Here is an 18,690-nt window from a genome sequence, read left to right as displayed (position 1 = left end):
ATGAAGCACAAATGGACGGCCGCTCTGGCCATGACCGTGGCGGCGACCCTCCTCACCGCCTGCTCCGGCGAATCAGGCAGCACGTCGAATGAGAAGGTCACCCTCACCTACGCGAACTGGAGCGAGGACCAGGCTCCCGCGATGGAGCAGATCGCCGCCGAGTTCCAGAAGCAGAATCCGAACATCACCGTCAAGATCCAGACGCTGCCGTGGACCGAGTACTGGTCGACGCTCCAGGTGGGCGTCGCCGGAGGCACCGCGCCGGACGCGTTCTGGATGCTGGCCGACCACTTCCGCGAGTACGCGAAGGGCGGCGCGCTGGTCGACCTGTCCGACACGGTGAAGTCCTCGGGGATCGACATGACCGCCTACCCCAAGGCCGTCTCCGACTCCTACACCTATGAAGGCAAGACGTTCGCGCTGCCGAAGGACTTCGACACCAACGGCATCTGGTACAACAAGGCGCTGTTCGATGCCAAGGGCGTCAAGTACCCGGATGACACGTGGGGCTGGCAGGAGGTGCAGGACGCCGCCAAGAAGCTGACCGACAAGGCCGGGGGCGTGTGGGGGATCGCCGCGCCGATCGACCCGCAGGGCGGCTACTACAACACGATCCTGCAGGCCGGCGGCAGCATCGTGAACGCGGAAGGTACAGCCTCCGACTTCGCGGGACCGGCGGGGGTGGCCGGCCTGAAGTTCTGGACCGACCTCCAGGCGGCCGGCTCGTCGCCGACGCTGAAGCAGTTGTCGGACACCGAGGCGGTCTCGATGTTCGAGAACCAGAAGGTCGCCATGTACTTCTCCGGCGCGTACTGGGCGCTGCGCTTCCACAAGAACGCCGACCTGAAGGGCAAGATCGACGTCGCCCCGCTGCCGAAGGGCGTCAAGCGCGCCACCGTCACCAGCGGCATCGGCAACGCCGGGTTCGCCGGCAGCAAGCACCCGGAGGAGCTCAAGAAGTTCCTGGCCTTCCTCGGCGGCACCAAGGCGGCCGAGATCCAGGCGGCCACCGGGACGGTGCTTCCCGCGTTCAAGGGGACGCAGCAGCCGTGGCTCGACTCGATGCCGGAGTTCCACCTCCAGGTCTTCATCGACGCCATCGACTACAGCGTGCCGCTCCCGGTCGCGGGGAACGCGGCCGAATGGCAGGGTCTCTCGGCGCAGTATCTGAGCCCGGCATGGGAGGGCGCCAAGCCCGTGCAGGTCGCGGCGAAGGAATATCAGGACGCCGTCGACAAGGTGCTCGCCAAGAAATGACGAACGTGGCAGCGAAGCCCGTGCGGCGACCGGCCGGCCGCCGCACGGGCGGCAATCAGTCCAGCGTGTGGTGGGCGCTCGCGTTCATCGGCCCGGCCACGATCGGCCTGGTCGCTCTGTATCTGTGGCCGTTCCTGTCCACACTGGTCAAGAGCTTCCAGGACGTGCCGGCGTTCGGGCCCGCCGAGTTCGTGGGGCTCGACAACTATGTGACCCTGCTGGGTGACGGCGAGGTCTGGAAGGCGTTCGGGAACTCCGCGCTCTACACCGTGATCGTCCTGCTCGGCATCCCCCTGGCGGTCGTGCTGGCCGCGCTGATCGAGCAGGCCGGCCGGGGGCGCACGGTCTACCGGGTGTTGTTCTTCCTGCCGGTCGTGACCCTGCCCGTCGCCATCGGCATGGTCTGGCGGTTCATCTACAACGGCGACTTCGGGCTGCTCAACTATGTGCTGTCGTGGTTCGGCATCGACGGCGCGTACTGGGTGGCCGATCCCCGGTTCACGATCTACGCGTTCGGCGTCGTCGGCATCTGGATGGGCCTCGGCATCAACCTGATCATCCTCGGTGCCGGGCTGCAGGCGATCCCGAAGGCCGTCTACGAGGCGTCCGCCCTCGACGGCGCCGGTCGCGTCCGGCAGTTCTTCGCCATCACCGTGCCGCTGCTCAGCCCCAGCATCTTCTTCGTCACGATCCTCACCGTGATCGCCGCCCTGCAGATGTTCGACCTGATCTTCATCATGCTGCGCAGCGTGAACAACACCGCCCTCGCCGACTCCAAGACGATCGTCTACCTGTTCTACGAGAAGGCGTTCGTGCAGTTCGACCAGGGCTATGGCGCCGCGATCGCGATCGTGCTGCTGATCGTGATCATGATCGCCACGGCTCTGCAGTTCCGTCTTCAGAAATCCTGGGTCTTTTATGGCTGAGCCCGCCGTCCGCCGAGCACCACGCAAAGGACGCCAGAAAACGACCGCCACCTGGCCGATCCACGTGGCGCTGATCATCGCGGCCGTCATCATGGTCGTGCCGTTCGTCTGGCAGATCCTCACTCTCTTCAAGACGACCTCAGAGGTGAGCAGGATCCCGCCGACGATCCTGCCTGACGGGTTCGACCCGCACTCGTTCGAGACGTTCTTCTCCACAGTGCCGTTCTGGTCGATGTTCGCGGTCTCCACCGGTTCGCTGGTGTTAAGGGTCGCCGGGCAGGTCGCGGTCGCCGCGCTGGCCGGCTACGGCTTCGCGCGCATGCCGTTCCGCGGGCGTAACGCGCTGTTCGGCGTGTTCGTCGCCATGCTGATGGTGCCCAGCCAGCTGTTCCTGATCGGCCAGTACGGGCTGATCCGCGACCTGGGGCTGCTGGACACCCTGCCGGCTCTGGCGATCCCCGGCCTGTTCTCGGCGTTCGGGACCTTCCTGATGCGGCAGGCCTTCCTCAACCTGCCGAAGGACTACGAGGAGGCGGCCCGGCTCGACGGCGCCAACCCGTTCCAGATCTTCTGGTACGTCATGCTCCCCATGGTCAGGCCGATGCTCGCCGCGCTGACCGTGCTGACGGGGCTCTACTCGTGGAACGACCTGCTCTGGCCGCTGATCGTCTCGCCCTCCGGGCAGAACCGGCCGCTGCCGGTGGGTCTGGCCGGACTGCAGGGACAGTTCGGCACGGACTACCCGACCCTGATGGCGGGCGCGTTCGTGTGCTCGATACCTCTCGTGATCGTTTTTCTACTGCTGCAACGCCAGTTCTTCGCGGGCATCGCGAACAGCGGCCTCAAGGGATGACGGGACACCCATGGAACAACGGAACGGCGAAGACATGCACATACCGATCCATCTGCGCGCGGGAGGCACCAGCCTCGTCGTCGCCGTCGACGGCGGACGGCTTCCGCGCATCCTGCATTGGGGGCCGGATCTCGGCGAGCTCGGTTCCCGCGCCCTGGCGGACCTCCAGCGGGCCGCGCTGCCCGCCATCGGCGACAGTCCGGTCACCTACCCCCAGCCCGTCCCGGTGCTCGCCCAGCTCGCGGAGGGCTGGCTCGGCCGCCCGGGGCTCGTCGGGGACAGTGACGGCCGCCGCTGGGCGCCCTGCTTCCGCGCGGCGACGCACGAGGCCGGCGACGAGGCCGGCGACGAGGCCGGCGGGCCCGTGCTCCGCAGCAGGGCGCACGACCCCGAGTACGGCCTCGCGATCGACATCGAGATCCAGGTGCTCGCCGGCAGCGGACTCGTCCGCCAGCGGGCCCGGATCACGAACGAGCGGGCGACTCCGTACCGTGTGACCTCTCTCGAACTGGCCCTGCCCGTGCCGCCGGAGGCCACGGAGCTGCTCGACCTGACCGGTCGCTGGGCGCTCGAACGCGTGCCGCAGCGGCGCCCGTTCCAGGTGGGGGAGTGGGTGCGGGCCTCGCGGGGCGGCAAGCCGGGGCTGGAGCACACGCTGCTGCTGTTCGCCGGCGAGCGTGGGTTCGGGTTCCGGGACGGGCTGGTGTGGGCGACCCACCTGGCGTGGAGCGGCAACCAGGTGCTCGCCGCCGAGCTGACCCCGGCGGGCACGCGGCACCTCGCCGCGGGAGAGCTGCTGCTGCCGGGCGAGGTGGTGCTCGGGCAGGGTGAGGTGTTCCAGAGCCGCTGGCAGTACGGGTCGTGGGGGGCCGGGTTGGACGAGCTCGCCGGGCGCTTCCACCGGCACCTGAGGTCCCGGCCGCGACACCCTCGTTCGCCCCGGCCAGTAGTGCTGAACACGTGGGAGGCGGTCTACTTCCGGCACGACCTCGACACCCTGCTCAGGCTCGCCGAACGAGGCGCGGAGCTGGGCGCCGAGCGGTTTGTCCTGGACGACGGCTGGTTCCTGGGCCGCCGCGACGACACCAGCTCGCTCGGCGACTGGACGGTCGACCCCGCCGTCTGGCCGAAGGGCCTGCGACCGCTCGCCGACCGGGTGCGCGAACTCGGGATGGACTTCGGGCTCTGGTTCGAACCGGAGATGGTCAACCTGGACTCCGAGCTGGCCCGGCGTCACCCGGAGTGGATCTTCGACGCGGGGCACGGCCCGGGCCTGCCCTCCCGCTACCAGTACGTGCTCGACCTCGGTCATCCCGGCGCGTACTCCTACCTGTTCGACCGGATGAACGAACTCGTCGGCTCGCTCGGCATCGCCTACATCAAGTGGGACCACAATCGGTACCTGCTCGACGCCGGCCACGTTCCGGACGGCCGTCCGGGGGTGCGCACCCAGGTCGAGCAGGTGTACCGGTTGATGGCGCAGCTCAAAGCCGCCCACCCGGGGCTGGAGATCGAATCGTGCGCCAGCGGAGGCGGGCGGATCGACCTCGGCGTCCTGGAGTTCACCGACCGGGTGTGGCCGAGTGACTGCAACGACCCGCACGAGCGGCTGGAGATCCAGCGCTGGACGGGGCTGCTGGTCCCACCGGAGATGCAGGGCACGCACATCGGGGCCGAGGAGTCGCACACCACCCACCGGACCCATCCGCTCGACTATCGCGCGGAGAAGGCGCTGTGGGGACACCTGGGGGTCGAGACGAATCTGCTCACCGCGGACGACGAGACCCGGGCGGCGCTGGCGCGGTGGGTGGCCTTCCACAAGGAGCACCGGGGCCTGCTGCACTCGGGCGAAGTGGTCCACGCCGACCTCGCCGACGCGGCGTACCGGCTGGAGGGGGTCGTCTCGGTCGACCGCGCCAAGGCGCTCTACGCGTTCAGCGTCGTCGAGCGCCCGGCCACCTGGCCGCCGGGACGGATCCGGTTCCCGGGGCTGGACGACACGCGCGACTACACGGTCGAGGCCGTCTACCCGGGGTCGGTTCCCGCTCCCGGCACCGTGCCGCCGCCGTGGCAGTACGCCGGCGTCACCCTGCCGGGGCGGTTGCTGCGGCTCGTCGGCGTCGAAGCGCCGTCCCTGGACGTCGATCGATCGGTGCTGCTGCGGGCGACGGCGGTGTAGCCTGCTCAGCCCTTCGCCCGATTGCGGTATTCGGTGGGGCTGGCCTCGTGCATTCGCCTGAAGTGACGGGAGAAGTAGAACGGGTCGGAATAGCCGACCTCGCGGGCTATGTCGGCGATGGTGGTGTCCGTGGTGTCGAGGAGGTTGCGCGCATGTGCCATTCGGAGTGCCGTGTGGTGCGCGAGCACCCCGCCGCCGGTGGCGCGGCGGAACAGGGCGCTCAGGTGGGAGGGCGAGACGCCTACCAGTGAGGCCAGGTCGGCGACGCGTACGGTGGTGTCCAGTCGCTCGGTCAGGTAGGCCATCGCGCGCTGCAACGGGTCGCCCGGCGTCGGCATGGCACGGTCGACCACGATCTGAGTCAGCAGCTTCCACGCGGCGCCCGCCGCGCCCATCAGGCTGGCCGGCGAATGATCCCGCTCCAGGGTGGTCACGATCTCGTCGAGCAGGGCAACGGCCCGATCGAGCCGCCGGATGGAGACCACCGGCCTGGACGCGCCGGCGCCGATCTCCTTGATCAGCTCGGGTAGATCGGTGCCGCGCAGGTGGCACCACCAGATCGTCCAGGGGTTGTCCGCGGACGCGCCGTACGCGTGCGGGGTGCCGCGCGGGATCACCAGGGCCGCGTTCGATCCGACGCGGTATTGGACGCCCTCGATGTTCGCCCACCCCATGCCGGTCGTGCACAGGATGAGGATGGCCTCGTCGATGCCGCTGGGCCGTCTCATCAGGTGGTCTGCGGCTGCCGGATAGTAACCGGTGTCGGTGACCATGAGACGCCGGGTCACCGGGCGGGAGTGTGCCTCGGCCACGACCCGGCGCGGTACGACGGTCAGCCGCTGGTTGCGGAACCCTTCCTGGATCGGCATCGGGTCAGTATGGCATATGCATCGGATCGTCCAGGTGATCTCACACATCAGACATTCCCAGCGACCGGTGGGCACGTGTTGACTGGCGGCGACGCTTTGTGAAGCGCCGCCGATCAGCGGTCAGCCGGAAGCGTCACTTGATGAAGCGACAAGGTGGAGACATTGGGACGAGGATTGTTGCCGGGCAAGGTCGCCGTGGTGACCGGCGCCGCCTCCGGCATCGGGGCCGCGGTGGTGGAGCGCTTTCTGCGCGAGGGCGCACGCGTGATCGCGGTGGACCTGACCGACCAGAGCCCCGACCGGCCGGACCTGCTGGCGGTCAGGGGTGACGTCTCCCACGCCGAGACCTGGCGGCGGATCGCGGACACGGCGCGGGCCGAGTTCGGGCGGCTGGACGTGTTGCACAGCAATGCCAGCACGGTGGTGCGGGCTCCGGCGCACGAACTGCCGGAGGATGACTGGGACCGGCAGCTCTCGGTCAACCTGAAAGCCACTTATCTGGCGGTCAGGGCATGCGCCGGGCTGCTGAAGGAGAGCCGGGGCGCCGTCGTGCTGACCTCCTCCGTACACGCGCTGGTGGGGCTTCCCGGGCATCCGGCGTACGCGGCCGCGAAGGGCGGGCTCGTGTCGCTCGGCCGGCAGCTCGCCGTGGAGTACGGCCCGGAGGTGCGGGTCAACACCGTGATCCCCGGGCCGATCCTCACTCCCGTCTGGGACGGCATCGGCGAGGAGGACCGCCGGCGAAGCGTGGCGGCCACCGCCGCCGGGCGGTTCGGCCGGCCTGAGGAGGTGGCCGCCGCGGTGACGTTCCTGGCCTGCGCCGAGAGCTCGTACGTCACCGGTGCGTCCCTCCTGGTCGACGGCGGCTGGACGGCAGTGAAGGACTCGGCATGACGGACAGGCGCGAAATCGACATTCGGCGGCAAGCATGAAGATCACCAGGATCGAGACCCTTCTCGTGCCGCCGCGCTGGCTGTTCTGCCGGGTGGAGATCGACGAGGCCGCGGTCAGACGCGCCGACCAGGCGGGACACACATGGCGCAACCCGGTCTGGAGACATGACGACGGCGGGACGGCCGAGTGGTGATTCCCCTGTCGGCGCGCTTCGACCTGGCTCGGGGAGGCCGGTGGACGTCGTTGTCCGGAGGCGGCCGCGAATGGTTGTGGGCGCGGCCCGATCCCGCCAGGTCCGCGGTCGTCCCGGGCTCGGAGTTCGTCGACGCCGGCGGTCTCGAGGAGTGCGTGCCCACGGTCCGTGGGCTGCCCGACCACGGTGACGCGTGGAGCCGCCCCTGGACCGGCACCCCGGCCCGGAGCACGGTGAGCTGCGACGGATTCGAGCTGATCCGCACGATCGGCGACGAGGCCGGCGCGGTCGTGGCGACCTACCGGCTGTCCGCGGACCCGGGGTTCAGGTTCCTCTGGGCCGCTCACGCGCTGCTCGATCTCAGTGAGAAGGCGCGGCTCGTCGCTCCGGACGGAACGCCGGTGCGGATCTTCCCCGAGGCGGCGCCGCTGCTGGGCTCCTTCTGGCCGTACGGCGCCGCCCACCTGGATGGGCACTGGCCCGCGCCGTTCGGGCTGGAACTCGACCGGTTCGGACCCGACGACGGCACGGCCGTGGGCGCCGTGCTGGGGTGCGCCGCCGTGCGGGTTGAGGACCAGGCCGACTTCCTCGACCTGCGGCTGGAGACACCATCGGGAGTCCCGGTCGGTACCGCCCTGTGGCGTAATCTCGGCGGGTTTCCCGAACGCGCGCCGTATCGCAGCGTCGGGGTGGAACCCATGCTCGGCGCCGTGTTCGACCTGGCGGAAGCCGGGCCCGGTGAGGCGGCGGTCGTCCCCTCATCCGGTGAACTGACCTGGCGGCTCGTGGTGGCCGCGGAACGGATGAGCCGATGACCGTACAGAACTCCCTCGGCCAGGGCCGCCGAACATCACTGAACCCGCTCGGCGCCTGAGAGCAATGGCCTGCGCCGAACGATGCGGCGCGGCTACAAGCGTGAGGGTCTGTGGGCGCTGGTGGATCACCGGTTCTCGCGGTTGTTGTCGCCGACCGGGCGTGCCGACGAACGGGTCGTCGCGGCGATGCTGACCGCGATCGCCGAGCAGACTCAGCTTGACCGCTGGGCCATCCAACGACAGGTGAGCCGTTCGGGCTTGTTTCATAAGCGAGGACCCATGAAACACCGTCCGTGTCCATGTCCGGGTGGAAGCATCCGTGTGCGGCACGCCGGAAAGGATCATGGCCTCCATCGCGGCGGCCCGGACCGGGACGAACCCGGACGCGGCTCCCTGAACCGCCTGCCTTGGTCTGCTTGACCTTCCACCTAAGCACCGTCCCGCACTCAGGTGTTCCTCAGTTCTGCGACGAACAGCTCATCGACCGTGCGCGGCACCGCGGACAGTCCCTGTTCGTCGTGGTAGCGCAGATAGGTCTCAAGAGCTGTGCGGTTGGAGTCGACGCCGTAGGGCCACCAGTCGTGCGGGAACAGCTTGTGGTTCTCTTCGAACAGGTCGTTCATCCACGGCACCATCGTGGTGACCTGGTAGAGCCGACGCATGTCGCGGTAGGACTCCGCAGCGGCGTTCTTGGCCTCCGAAAAGCCCTGGTAGAGGCGTTGGGCCAGGCCGGGATGGGATTCGAGGAGTCCGCGGGACGTGGCGATCGTGTGCATCATCGGGAAGATGCCGGTGCGGCGGTACCAGTCACGCTCGCGCGCCTCGTGGTCCGGGAACAGGGGTGCGATGTTCGGTGATCCCGCAAGGTAGGGCGTCGGCGCGTTGGCGCTGAACAGGACGTCGATCTCGCCGCGGTCGAGCATGTCGGCCAGGGTGCGCCCGGCGGGAGCGAGGGTGATCTCGACGTCGTCGGGGTGTGGATGCGTGGTGAACTCGAACGGGGCGGGCAACGGCGTTTCAAGTCCGCCGAGGATCCAGCGGTTCTTCTCCGGCGCGAAGCCGTACTCGTCGGACAGGATGCCCTTCGCCCAGACGCCCGAGTCCTGGCCGTACATACCGAACTCGCCGATCGTCCGGCCGATGAGATCCTCCGGTCCGCGGATGCCCTTGCGTGTGTTCACGAACACGCAGGAATGCCGGAACACCCGGTTGGGGAACACCGGCAGAGCGACGAGTCCGGCACCGGCATCCAGTGCTCGCAGGTAGTAGGTGAGACCGAACTCGGCGACGTCGAATCGGCCGGCTGTCAGACCCGAGAAGATTTCGGGGATGGTGGACGCGGTGTGCAGGGTCGCGTCGAGGCCGCCGAAGGCCACGGTGCCGTCGAAAAGCGGACGGGTGGTGTCGTAGCGAAAGCTTGCGATGTCCACGTGGAGGGAGGCCACAGGCTTGCTCCTTGCGCTGGTGAGCCGCCACGGCGGTGCGTCGTGGCGGCGGCGGATGCCGGTCCGGCCATACCCCGGAGCGACTCTGTCACTCGAACGGCACGAGCACTTCCGTGAATGACCTTTCACTTTTATGATGGACTTGCGCGACGTCCTCGCCAAGATGAATGATCATTTACTTTACGGGAGGTAGACGGTGCCACGCATTTCACCGGAGCGGCGCGAGGCCAAGCGCGCGGAGATCGTTGCGGCAGCGCGCCGCTGTTTCTCCCGCGACGGGTTCCACCAGACATCCATGCCCGACATCGCCGCGGAAGCAGGCGTGTCGGCCGGGGCACCCTACCGGTACTTCGCGAGTAAGGAGGAGATCATTCTCGCTATCGCCGAGGACGCGTTCGGGCTTGTCTTCAGACCGGTCGAGCGTCTGGCTGCGGTCAGCGAAGCCGCCTCCGTGGCCGAACTGGTGGCCGCCTCGCTTGAAGCGCTCAGCGTGGACACCGTCACCGACGCCACCGGCCGTTCCGTATCGGTGGAGGAGCTGTTGCGTTGCGCCGTGCAGGCCTGGTCCGAGCTCTTGCGCAACGAGGCTGTACGCACCCCTGCCGTGGAGGGATTCGAAGTGGTGCGCCGCAGCATCGCCGCAGCGCTCGGCCGCGGTCAGAAGGCGGGCGCCGTCCCCATCACAGCAGACCCCGAGAACAGCGCCCGCGTGGTGATGGGGCTGCTCCATGGCTACCTGCTCCAGCGCGTGGCGTTCAGCCTCACGGACACGGCCGGGTTCAGTGAAGACGTCACCGTGTTGCTGGGCGGCGGGGCGCAATGCGAAGCCCCGGCCCGTTGACGGCGGGTGCTGCCGCCTCCGGATCGCGGGCAGCGTTCCGGCTCCGCATGAGGGCGGTGATGAAGACGCCGAGGGCGAAGCCGACGGTGGTGCAATATCACGTCTCCTGCCCCGACACCCGCTCGCTGCACACCGGTCTCACGATGGAACGCCTTGCAGCGTGGGGACGGCTCACGGCCCGCGGCATGTTCGCGAGGGAACGATCTCCGCAGTGACTGTAAGACTGATCCGCCTTTGACCATTACCTGATGTAAGGGCCAAAGAAGGAGCCTATGTGCTGAATGATGATGAGTTCGCCGCTTTGTTCGATGCGTACCGCCCCCGGGTGTACGCGTACGCGGTGAGCAGATGTGGTCGCCGGCTGGCCGAGGAGGTGGTCAGCGAGACGTTCGTGGTCGTGTGGCGGCGGCGGGACGTCATCCCGGCCAAGGCGCCCTTGCCCTGGTTACTAGGTGTGGCGCACAACGTGATCCGCGAGTTCTATCGCGACGAGCTCCGGCAGGCGGCGCTGGACGAGGCGCTGCGCGGCTGGACCGAGCAACTTGAGGGGGACGTGGCCGACCAGGTGGCCGAACGGGCCACCGCGATGAAAGCCCTGTCCACGTTGAGCGACGCGGACAAAGAAGTGCTGACCTTGGTCTCGTGGCACGGCCTGACCTCGGCGCAGGCGGCCGCGGTGGTGGGAAGTTCGCGATCGGCGTTCTTCGTCCGGCTGCATCGGGCCCGCCGGCGGCTGGAGGCCGCCATGAACAACGTGACGGCGGCCGGCCCCCGGCCCGCATTCGTCCCGGAGGAGGAGAAGTGAAGCGGAAGAACGCGCTCGATCTGCTGGCGGCGGCCCGGCCCGCCGACCTCGACCTGCCAGGGTCGCCCCGGGCGCGGATGGAGGAACTGCTCCCGCCGGTGCGGCGGGGCCGCGCACGGTGGGTCGGGGCGGTCGCCGCGTCGCTGGCCACAGCGTCCGTGATCGGGGCGCTGGCCTTCCCCCGCCTGCTCGACCCCGGCGTCTCCACGGGGCAGGTGGCCACACATCCCGCCGGGAACGCGCTGGACATGGCGGCCCGCAGTGCGGCAGCGCAGCAGCAGACACCCGGGCGGTTCTGGTACACCGACGGCCTGATCCTAGGCGAGGAGATCATCGGCGCACCGGGCAACCGGTACCGGATCAAGACCCGGGTCCAGACCGGCCTATGGGCCCCGCGCGACCCGGCGACGCTCCCCGTGCTCACCGAACGCGGCCTGCCTACCGTGCCGGCGTCCGGACAAGAGGAGCAGGCGTGGCGGCGAGCGGGGAAGCCCAAGCTGTGCGGCAACGACACCGACTGCAAGAACGACACTGCTCCGCTCGGACGCACGAGATTCATGTTCATGCCCGGCACCTGGCCCTACGGAGATCAAGGGCTCACGCTTCCCGCCGCTGAGCTGCTCGATCTGCCTCAGGAACCGGACGCGCTGCGCGAACGCCTGCTGGCGTTCTGGCCCGCCTACAGCGAGACCATGAAGGACTGGCCGACACCGCCCGCGGGAAGTTCGCTGCCCACGAAGGACTCCTGGCTCCTCGACATCTCCCTGGACCTGCTCCAGCACGCCCCGATCTCAGCGGGCACCCGCGGGGCCCTCTACCGGATGGTGGCCAACCTGCCCGGCACCCGCGCCCTTGGCCGGATCCCCGATGCCGAGGGACGCTTGGGGATCGGCATCGGATGGACCCAGGCCATGAGGGACGGACAGAGCGAGCAGCAACTCATCGTGGAGGAATCCAGCGGCCGGCTACTCGCACTGCAGAACGTCGTCGTGAAGCCCTGGTCGCAGGACCCGGCGGGCAGCGAAGGGGCCGCGGGCCTGCCTGCGGGAACCGTCTACCACGCACTCGTCTACCAGCGAGCCGCCTGGACCGACACCCCCGCCCCGCTTCCCGAGGGGTGTCCTGCCCCCACTCAGAGCGACCAGAAGGACTGCGTCGGCTGAGGCCCGACATCCACTCGGCGGTCAACCCCTGAACCTACAGGAAGTCGTCAAGTCATGTACGTGATGATTATCACGTACATGAGCGATCATGGCGGCCCGGCGACCAGGGCGCTCGGTCTCGGCCATCGCCGAGAAGAAGGCGGAGAGCAGGCGGCCGGGCCCGCTGGGGTCGTACATGCCGGGCAGCGGTCCGGCGAGCATCTCCAGGACCAGGCCGTGGGCGGTGAGTTCGGCGGCGTCGCGGCCCAGGCCCTTCATCTCGTACACGGTGAAGATGACCCGGCAGTGCGGGGCGTGGGCCTTGATCTGGCCGGCCAGCGCGAGCGCGGCTTCGAACTGGGGCCGGACGCGTACCCTTTGATGCTGTCGATCTGACCCTCAAGATGCTCAGCTGTCGGACAGGATCAGGCCAGCGGTGACCCCCGTCGAAGCCGCCGCTCCGCGCTCCGCCTGCACCGCTATCCGAGCGCCTTGGCGAGCGCCTGCATTGCCTCAGCAACGACGGGCAGCGTGGAACGCGGTATGTGGTCGAGAACGCGCGCCCGCACGCTACGCAGGTGCACCGGGTAGGCCCGCTGCAAGGTTCCCATTCCCTTCGCAGTGAGAATGACCTCGACGCCTCGCGCGTCGTTGACGCAACGTCTCTTGATGACGAGATCCTCGGCGGCAAGTTCGTCCACCAGCCGCGTCGTCCTGCTGCCTGACAGGTAGGCCCGATTGGCGAGCTCGGTGATCCGCAGTGTCTGATCAGGCGCTTCGGACAAGTGGGTCAGGGCGCTGTAAGTGCTGAGGGACATGTTTGCTCCTCGTTGTAGGTCCTCGTCGAGGAGCCGCGGCGCAATCACGAAGAAGCGCGCGAGGTCCCGCCACGCAGGCTCTTCGAGAGCGTCCAGTGGCTGGGGCGTCGCGGTGATGCCGTCCGTCATGCTCACAGCGTACTTGCTGTTGCAGACAGTTAATTCCGCTATGAAAGGCCGGGATCGACTGCCTCCCTCACCAGGAAAGCTCCTGCCGGCCCCGTCGCCGCCCATGTGAATGTCCGTGCACTGCATTGCAACTGCCGCTGACCCAGCTGCGGACGGGCCGAGCCGTCGCCGCCTGCACCATCTGAGGTTTGCGGCAGATCGGACACATACAGTTACTTGCTTGCGCAGGTAAATATGTTAGATTGGCTATTGCCGCTGAAGCCAGACCGGCACCCCATCCAATCGAATCCCGGCCAGGCTCCGGGGCCCCTGTCCTGCACGGCACGAAGGAATTGACCATCATGGCCCGATCGACACAGTTACCAACCGACCGCCGCATGTTCCTCAAGCGCACGGCCACAACGCTGGCCATCCCGGCGGCGGCGAGTATCGCCGGCGGCGTCCTGACCGGCACCGCTCACGCGGATACGTCGGACCTGCCCGACTACGCGCCGATCCCAGCTGAGGCGTTCGGCCCGGCGCTGAACGCCGACGGCTACCACGTCGGTCAGATCGCCGGCAATCTGTACTGGGTCACCGACAGCAGCTACCAGGCGATGTTCCTCAGCACCCGGCAGGGTGTCGTCCTCGTGGACGCGCCGCCGACCATCGGCCACAACCTGCTGCGCGCCATCGGCAAGGTCACGAACACCAACGGTCGGCCCAGCAAGGTCACCCACCTGATCTACTCGCACTCCCACGCCGACCACATCGGAGCCGCCGGCCTGTTCGGGCGCGACACCGTCCGGATCGCGCAGGCCGAGACAGCGGGCTTGCTCGCTCGCGCCGCCGATCCCAAACGGCCGCGTCCCACGGTGACGTTCCGGGACAGCTACCGGCTCAGGGTCGGCGGAGAAACCCTGCAGCTGGAGTACCACGGCCCCAACCATGCCCCCGGCAACATCTTCATCCACGCCCCGGACTACACCACGCTCATGGTGGTCGATGTCCTGTTCCCGGGCTGGGTGCCGTTCAAGAACCTGGCCGTCTCGCAGGACATTCCTGACTGGGTCAAAGCGCAGAGCATCGCCATGGACTACCCGTGGCAGACACTCGTCGGCGGGCACCTCGGGCGCCTCGGGACCCGCGCCGACGGCGAGCTGCAGATCCAGTACATGAAGGACCTGGAGGCGAGCACCCGGGCGGCTATCACCTCCGTCGATCCGACACCGTACTTCGCCGAATACGGCGCCCAAGGCAACTCCTGGGCCATCTTCAAGACCTTCCTCGACGCCGTCGCCCAGGCCGCGGCGGCCCCCGTGACCGCGAAGTACACCGGCCGCCTCGCCGCCGCCGACGTCTTCACCATGGACAACGCATGGACCCTCATGGAGTCCCTGCGCATCGACAGCGGGATCCTCGGCCCCTTCGGCGTCCGGCCGTGACGGACGACTCAAACGCAAGGAGTAGCGAAAGGAGGATCAAGATCCTCCTCCGGGGGACTGCGCAAGGCCTCCACGAACACCGTGCTGGTGCGGGTCGCGCAGCAGCAGGTCCCCGAGGGACGTCGAGATCGAGTTCTACGACGGCGTCGGCTCGCTTCCGTTCTTCCACGCCGACCTCGAGGCCGGGCCCCGGCTTCGGTAGTCGACCTGCGCGAGAGGAACGCCGCCGCCGACGGCGTCTTGATCGCCACGCCTGAGTACAGCAACATCGTCCTGTTCAAGCTCAACGAGAGAGTCACCCGCGACTCCGCCGAGGCGGAGGCCCGAATGCAACTGGTGAAGGACCTTGACAAGCAGATCCATGAAGTCCGCCACTGGGACGTCGGCTGGCATACCTTCGACGGCTTCCCCGGCACCTACGACTGGGCGTTGAACAGCCTCTTCGACGGCACCGAGGCGTTCATGCGCTTCTTAAACCACCCCGCGCACCAAGCCCCGATCGCCCATTGGAAGAACCACGCGTCCTGGGTTGTCGTCGACGTGCACGTCTAGAGACGCCGCGGCGCCACCAAGGCCGGGCGCCTGACTCTCACCAACCAGCGTGAAGTCAAGATTTTAACGACCGGCGATCAAGAGCGCGGCCCGTTTGTGCCCTATTCCGGAGGCACCCGTTCTTCGGGCACGAGGACTCCGGGTCCGCTTCACTACTTGATGACCGCGTCCCGTGGTCCGCCGTAGACGGGGTTCTTGTTCAGCCGGTGCTCCGTCACGAGCAGACGGATCACTCCCTTGGCGTTCTCCTCCGCCTCCCAGACGGCCCAATGGTTGCCGACGGGTTCCTCCTGTGTGCGGTCGATGCCGTAACCCCCGGGGTTTCCCGGCGGGATGGAGATGATCGCGAAGATGACCTTCTTGCCACGACTCCTTAGCTCGGGCAAAACCTCGCCGACGGTCTTCTCCTCCACCCGCAACCCCTCTAGCGAGCGGCCCTTGTCGGTCGCGATGCGGAACTCCGGCTCGATTCTCTTCGGCGTGGGGGCGGGCACAGGCTCGCGGGGCGCCACCGGGCCCTCCATCAGGTACGTGGTGGTCAGGCCGCCCTTGCCGCTGATGCTCCAGACGAATGTCTGACCGGGACCGAACAGCTCGGTGTTGATGCGCATCTGCCAGCCCTCCGACTCTCCAGGGATGTTGTCCGCTACCAGACGACCGGTAGCTCGTGGATGCCGTAAACGCCCTTGTCCTTGAACGCGATGTCCTCGATCGGGGTGGCCAGTCTCAGCTCGGGAATCCGGCGGAACAGCGTCTCGAAGACGATCTCCAGCTCCAGCCGGGCGAGGTTCTGGCCGAGGCACTGGTGCGGTCCGTAGCCGAAGGTGACGTGCGAACGGGCGCCCCGCTCGACATCGAACTCGGCGGCGTCGGTGAACGCGCCGGGATCGAAGTTGGCGGCGAGGGCGGAGGCGATGATGCCCTCCCCCGCCTTGACGGTCACCCCGCCAACCTCGACGTCCTCGGTGGCCAGCCGAGGAATGGGGTCCGCGATCGAGAAGTACCGCAAGGACTCCTCGACGGCCATCGGGATCTTGTCCGGGTCGGCCTTGATCGCGGCCAGCTGGGCCGGGTCGTCCAGCAGGCCGACGACGCCGAGCGAGATCATGTTCGCAGTCGTCTCGTGGCCGCCGATCAACAGCAGGAAGGCGAGGCCGATCAGGTGCTCGTGGTCCAGGTCGCCCTCGGCGCGCTGCTTCTCGATCTGCCGGCTGAGCAGGTCGTCGCCGGGTTCGGCCTCCTTGGCGATCAACAGCCGGTCGAGGTAGGCGCGCAGTTCGTCGATTGCCATCTGCCGTTCGGCGGCCGGACCGATCCCGCTGATCAATTTTGCGCTGCGTGCCTGGAAGAATTCGTGGTCGGCGTAGGGCACGCCGAGCAGTTCGCAGATCACCAGCGACGGCACCGGCAGCGATAGCGCCTTCACCAGGTCGGCCGACCGCTCCTCGGTGGCCAGCATCTCGTCGATGAAGCCGTCCACGATCTCCTGGACCCTCGGTCGCAACGCGGCAAGCCGCTTCACGGTGAACTCGCCGATCACCGCCCGCCTGGCCGCCGCGTGCTCGGCGCCGTCCATGGTGACCATCGACGGCGTCAGGCGCCGATTCTGCTGACGGGCCGCCGGATCAGCCAGCAGCACCGGGAACTTCGGGTCGTGGCGGTTGGAGCTGAACCTGGGATCGGCCAGGATCGCCTTGACGTCGGCGCGGTTTGTCGCCCACCAGGTGGTACCGCCGTCGACGGTGGGCACCTTGCTGATGGTTTCCTGTTCCCGCAGGCGCTGATACTCCGGCTGTCCGCCGAACGGGCACCGCTTCGGCGGAAAGGTCGCTTCGGTCTCCGACACGTGGTCCTCCCTTTGCCAAACTCTCGAGCTAACTGGAATGTGCCATCCGATTAGACCGCAACGGTAGCAGAATCATGGACTTCGTCCAATGTTGCACGAAGTCCAGATTTCCCGTACCCTGCTGGCGTGGCAGACGAGGAAGTCCTGGGCTTGCGGGAGCGAAAGAAGCGCGAAACCTGGCGGGCCATCCGTGCCGCCGCGTTCGACCTGTTCGAGGAGCGCGGCTACGAGGCGGTGAGCGTCGAGGAGATCGCCGCGGCCGCGGAGGTTTCACGCAGCACGTTGTTCAACTACTTCGCGTCCAAGGAAGCCATCGTCTTCGATCCGGACCCGCAGGGACCCCAGGTCTGGCGAGCGTTGATGCGCGACCGTCCGGCTGACGAGCCGTTGTGGACGTCGTTGCAGGAAGTCTTTCTCCGGTACCTGTCCATGTTCTCCGATCAGATGGCGCTGCATCAGCGACTGAAGGCGGCGTCGCCGGCATTGGCCGAGTCCACCCGCGACCACAGCGAACGCTTCTTCGCCGACCTGCAGGAGTGGGTCGCGTCCCGCACGCCGCCCGGCCAGGAGGTAAGGAGCGCTCTGTTGGTCAACGTCGCCAAGGCGGTGATGGCCACGGCCTACATGGCGTGGTCACCCGACGATGGATTCGATCGTCTGTTCGAACTCGCCAAGGACAATTTCGCGCAGGCGAGCAACGGATTGGGACCCGACCGGACCTGACCGGCAATCCCGAAACCGAATACCACCAGTCAGCGCCGCGCGGCCCGCGGTGCGGAAGGAACACGCCCATGAGCAAGATCTGGTTCATCACCGGTGCTTCGCGCGGCTTCGGCCGCAGCTGGACCGAGGCGGCCCTGCGTCGCGGGGACAGCGTCGCCGCCACCGCCCGCGACATCGACACCCTGAATGACCTTGCCGACAAGTTCGGCGACGCCGTCCTGCCCATCGCGCTCGACGTGACCGATCGTGCCGCGGCCATCGCCGCGGTCGGTCGGGCTCATGCCCACTTCGGCAAGCTCGACGTCGTCGTGAACAACGCCGGCTACGGACACTTCGGGTTTCTGGAAGAGATCAACGAGACCGAGGCTCGCGCCCAGCTCGAAACGAATGTGTTCGGTGCCCTCTGGGTCACCCAGGCGGCGATCCCGCTGATGCGGGAGCAGGGCTCCGGTCACATCGTGCAGATCTCCAGCATCGGCGGGGTGGCCGCGTTCCCCGGCCTGGGCATCTACCACGCCTCGAAGTGGGCGCTCGAAGGTTTCTCCGAAGCCCTGTCCCAAGAAGTCGCGCCTTTCGGCATCAAGGTCACCCTGATCGAACCGGGCGGCTACGCGACCGACTGGGCCGGCTCCTCGGCCGTCCACTCCGAACCCAACCCGGCCTACCAGCCGATGCGCGACGCCAGGGCCCAGGGGCAACAGGGCTACCAGGCGCCAGGGCCGGAGGCCACCACCGCGGCTGTGTTCGCCGCCGTGGACGCCGAAAACCCACCGCTACGCCTGCTGCTGTCCGGCATTGCGTACGACGTCGCCCAGCGCGTGTACCAGCAGCGGCTGCAAACATGGTCGGAGTGGGAAGCCACGTCTCGTTCCGCCAATTCGTAGGACCAGCCGTTACCGCAACCGCCTCCGGCGCCCTGGCCGCACTCACCACCGGCGACAACCCCGGCCAGTCCCTTGACCCGGTCCAGGTCTATCGG

20 protein-coding genes are annotated in these 18,690 nt (G+C 67.9%); 15 read left to right on the top strand and 5 right to left on the bottom strand.

Features of this window, described 5'->3' with window-relative positions:
- From ACFPZ3_RS65655 to ACFPZ3_RS65640, 4 genes are read left to right on the top strand one after another with little or no spacing between them, the layout of a single operon-like run.
- On the top strand, positions 1 to 1,257 hold the full coding sequence (locus tag ACFPZ3_RS65655) for an ABC transporter substrate-binding protein (RefSeq protein ID WP_379524504.1): 1,257 nt from the start codon (positions 1 to 3) through the stop codon (positions 1,255 to 1,257).
- Positions 1,254 to 2,183: a carbohydrate ABC transporter permease gene (locus ACFPZ3_RS65650; RefSeq protein ID WP_379524503.1), complete on the top strand. Its 930-nt coding sequence runs from the start codon at positions 1,254 to 1,256 to the stop codon at positions 2,181 to 2,183. Before ACFPZ3_RS65655 ends, ACFPZ3_RS65650 begins: the two co-directional genes overlap by 4 nt.
- Positions 2,176 to 3,036 carry a carbohydrate ABC transporter permease gene (locus tag ACFPZ3_RS65645; RefSeq protein ID WP_379524502.1) on the top strand — a complete coding sequence of 287 codons (861 nt, stop codon included), beginning with the start codon at positions 2,176 to 2,178 and terminating at the stop codon, positions 3,034 to 3,036. The genes ACFPZ3_RS65650 and ACFPZ3_RS65645 overlap by 8 nt, the downstream gene beginning before the upstream one ends.
- Before the next feature lie 34 nt (positions 3,037 to 3,070).
- Entirely contained in the window at positions 3,071 to 5,215 is a 2,145-nt protein-coding gene (locus ACFPZ3_RS65640; protein WP_379524501.1) for an alpha-galactosidase, read from the top strand.
- Positions 5,216 to 5,220: 5 nt separating this feature from the next.
- Here ACFPZ3_RS65640 and ACFPZ3_RS65635 read toward each other — a convergent pair whose 3' ends face one another.
- Complete coding sequence (locus ACFPZ3_RS65635; protein WP_379524500.1) at positions 5,221 to 6,084, bottom strand: AraC family transcriptional regulator; 864 nt, start codon at positions 6,082 to 6,084, stop codon at positions 5,221 to 5,223.
- A gap of 162 nt (positions 6,085 to 6,246) precedes the next feature.
- Here ACFPZ3_RS65635 and ACFPZ3_RS65630 point away from each other — a divergent pair, with 162 nt between their 5' ends.
- From ACFPZ3_RS65630 to ACFPZ3_RS65620, 3 genes are read left to right on the top strand one after another with little or no spacing between them, the layout of a single operon-like run.
- Positions 6,247 to 6,978 carry an SDR family NAD(P)-dependent oxidoreductase gene (locus ACFPZ3_RS65630; protein ID WP_379524499.1) on the top strand — a complete coding sequence of 244 codons (732 nt, stop codon included), beginning with the start codon at positions 6,247 to 6,249 and terminating at the stop codon, positions 6,976 to 6,978.
- A 34-nt stretch (positions 6,979 to 7,012) separates the two neighbouring features.
- Positions 7,013 to 7,171, top strand: coding sequence for a hypothetical protein (locus ACFPZ3_RS65625; RefSeq protein ID WP_379524498.1), 159 nt, complete (start codon positions 7,013 to 7,015; stop codon positions 7,169 to 7,171).
- Positions 7,165 to 7,986 carry a hypothetical protein gene (locus ACFPZ3_RS65620; RefSeq protein ID WP_379524497.1) on the top strand — a complete coding sequence of 274 codons (822 nt, stop codon included), beginning with the start codon at positions 7,165 to 7,167 and terminating at the stop codon, positions 7,984 to 7,986. Before ACFPZ3_RS65625 ends, ACFPZ3_RS65620 begins: the two co-directional genes overlap by 7 nt.
- Positions 7,987 to 8,432: 446 nt before the next feature.
- Here ACFPZ3_RS65620 and ACFPZ3_RS65615 read toward each other — a convergent pair whose 3' ends face one another.
- Entirely contained in the window at positions 8,433 to 9,431 is a 999-nt protein-coding gene (locus tag ACFPZ3_RS65615) for a substrate-binding domain-containing protein (RefSeq protein ID WP_379524496.1), read from the bottom strand.
- A 196-nt stretch (positions 9,432 to 9,627) separates the two neighbouring features.
- On the opposite strand from ACFPZ3_RS65615, the gene ACFPZ3_RS65610 reads away from it, so the two are divergent.
- From ACFPZ3_RS65610 to ACFPZ3_RS65595, 4 genes are all read left to right on the top strand, one after another.
- Complete coding sequence (locus ACFPZ3_RS65610) at positions 9,628 to 10,272, top strand: TetR/AcrR family transcriptional regulator (RefSeq protein WP_379524495.1); 645 nt, start codon at positions 9,628 to 9,630, stop codon at positions 10,270 to 10,272.
- 274 nt (positions 10,273 to 10,546) lie between these two features.
- Complete coding sequence (locus ACFPZ3_RS65605; protein WP_379524494.1) at positions 10,547 to 11,077, top strand: RNA polymerase sigma factor; 531 nt, start codon at positions 10,547 to 10,549, stop codon at positions 11,075 to 11,077.
- Positions 11,074 to 12,240, top strand: a complete 1,167-nt coding sequence (locus ACFPZ3_RS65600) for a hypothetical protein (RefSeq protein WP_379524493.1) — start codon at positions 11,074 to 11,076, stop codon at positions 12,238 to 12,240. The genes ACFPZ3_RS65605 and ACFPZ3_RS65600 overlap by 4 nt, the downstream gene beginning before the upstream one ends.
- A gap of 78 nt (positions 12,241 to 12,318) precedes the next feature.
- Positions 12,319 to 12,615, top strand: a complete 297-nt coding sequence (locus ACFPZ3_RS65595) for a hypothetical protein (protein WP_379524492.1) — start codon at positions 12,319 to 12,321, stop codon at positions 12,613 to 12,615.
- Between the two features lie 83 nt (positions 12,616 to 12,698).
- Here the strand turns inward: ACFPZ3_RS65595 and ACFPZ3_RS65590 are convergent, their stop codons facing one another.
- Entirely contained in the window at positions 12,699 to 13,166 is a 468-nt protein-coding gene (locus tag ACFPZ3_RS65590) for a MarR family winged helix-turn-helix transcriptional regulator (protein ID WP_379524491.1), read from the bottom strand.
- Positions 13,167 to 13,507: 341 nt separating this feature from the next.
- Here ACFPZ3_RS65590 and ACFPZ3_RS65585 point away from each other — a divergent pair, with 341 nt between their 5' ends.
- Together ACFPZ3_RS65585 and ACFPZ3_RS65580 are read left to right on the top strand one after the other, a co-directional pair.
- The gene (locus ACFPZ3_RS65585) at positions 13,508 to 14,590 is read left to right on the top strand and encodes an MBL fold metallo-hydrolase (RefSeq protein ID WP_379524490.1); all 1,083 of its coding nucleotides are present in this window, start codon (positions 13,508 to 13,510) and stop codon (positions 14,588 to 14,590) included.
- A 57-nt stretch (positions 14,591 to 14,647) separates the two neighbouring features.
- Positions 14,648 to 15,142: a Dabb family protein gene (locus ACFPZ3_RS65580; RefSeq protein WP_379524530.1), complete on the top strand. Its 495-nt coding sequence runs from the start codon at positions 14,648 to 14,650 to the stop codon at positions 15,140 to 15,142.
- 152 nt (positions 15,143 to 15,294) lie between these two features.
- On the opposite strand, the gene ACFPZ3_RS65575 is transcribed toward ACFPZ3_RS65580, so the two are convergent.
- Both ACFPZ3_RS65575 and ACFPZ3_RS65570 read right to left on the bottom strand, forming a co-directional pair.
- A complete protein-coding gene (locus ACFPZ3_RS65575) occupies positions 15,295 to 15,753 on the bottom strand; it encodes a hypothetical protein (RefSeq protein ID WP_379524489.1) in 459 nt (152 codons plus the stop codon).
- 35 nt (positions 15,754 to 15,788) lie between these two features.
- Positions 15,789 to 16,988, bottom strand: a complete 1,200-nt coding sequence (locus ACFPZ3_RS65570; protein ID WP_379524488.1) for a cytochrome P450 — start codon at positions 16,986 to 16,988, stop codon at positions 15,789 to 15,791.
- Positions 16,989 to 17,114: 126 nt separating this feature from the next.
- Here ACFPZ3_RS65570 and ACFPZ3_RS65565 point away from each other — a divergent pair, with 126 nt between their 5' ends.
- Both ACFPZ3_RS65565 and ACFPZ3_RS65560 read left to right on the top strand, forming a co-directional pair.
- The gene (locus ACFPZ3_RS65565; protein ID WP_379524487.1) at positions 17,115 to 17,711 is read left to right on the top strand and encodes a TetR/AcrR family transcriptional regulator; all 597 of its coding nucleotides are present in this window, start codon (positions 17,115 to 17,117) and stop codon (positions 17,709 to 17,711) included.
- 68 nt (positions 17,712 to 17,779) lie between these two features.
- Positions 17,780 to 18,595, top strand: coding sequence for an SDR family oxidoreductase (locus ACFPZ3_RS65560; protein WP_379524486.1), 816 nt, complete (start codon positions 17,780 to 17,782; stop codon positions 18,593 to 18,595).
- Positions 18,596 to 18,690 lie beyond the last annotated feature (95 nt).

The organism is Nonomuraea insulae (genome assembly GCF_042656245.1).
The sequence above is the reverse complement of the archived record's forward strand: the minus strand, read 5'-3'. Positions and strand labels throughout refer to the sequence as shown.

What these genes read in the sequence shown, in the direction of transcription:
- ACFPZ3_RS65655 (WP_379524504.1), top strand. Translation starts at nt 1, where the DNA reads ATGAAGCACAAATGGACGGCCGCTCTGGCCATGACCGTGGCGGCGACC.
- ACFPZ3_RS65625 (WP_379524498.1), top strand. Translation starts at nt 7,013, where the DNA reads ATGAAGATCACCAGGATCGAGACCCTTCTCGTGCCGCCGCGCTGGCTG.
- ACFPZ3_RS65575 (WP_379524489.1), bottom strand. Translation starts at nt 15,753, where the DNA reads ATGCGCATCAACACCGAGCTGTTCGGTCCCGGTCAGACATTCGTCTGG.
- ACFPZ3_RS65635 (WP_379524500.1), bottom strand. Translation starts at nt 6,084, where the DNA reads ATGCCGATCCAGGAAGGGTTCCGCAACCAGCGGCTGACCGTCGTACCG.
- ACFPZ3_RS65560 (WP_379524486.1), top strand. Translation starts at nt 17,780, where the DNA reads ATGAGCAAGATCTGGTTCATCACCGGTGCTTCGCGCGGCTTCGGCCGC.
- ACFPZ3_RS65645 (WP_379524502.1), top strand. Translation starts at nt 2,176, where the DNA reads ATGGCTGAGCCCGCCGTCCGCCGAGCACCACGCAAAGGACGCCAGAAA.
- ACFPZ3_RS65590 (WP_379524491.1), bottom strand. Translation starts at nt 13,166, where the DNA reads ATGACGGACGGCATCACCGCGACGCCCCAGCCACTGGACGCTCTCGAA.
- ACFPZ3_RS65595 (WP_379524492.1), top strand. Translation starts at nt 12,319, where the DNA reads ATGAGCGATCATGGCGGCCCGGCGACCAGGGCGCTCGGTCTCGGCCAT.
- ACFPZ3_RS65650 (WP_379524503.1), top strand. Translation starts at nt 1,254, where the DNA reads ATGACGAACGTGGCAGCGAAGCCCGTGCGGCGACCGGCCGGCCGCCGC.
- ACFPZ3_RS65585 (WP_379524490.1), top strand. Translation starts at nt 13,508, where the DNA reads ATGGCCCGATCGACACAGTTACCAACCGACCGCCGCATGTTCCTCAAG.
- ACFPZ3_RS65640 (WP_379524501.1), top strand. Translation starts at nt 3,071, where the DNA reads ATGCACATACCGATCCATCTGCGCGCGGGAGGCACCAGCCTCGTCGTC.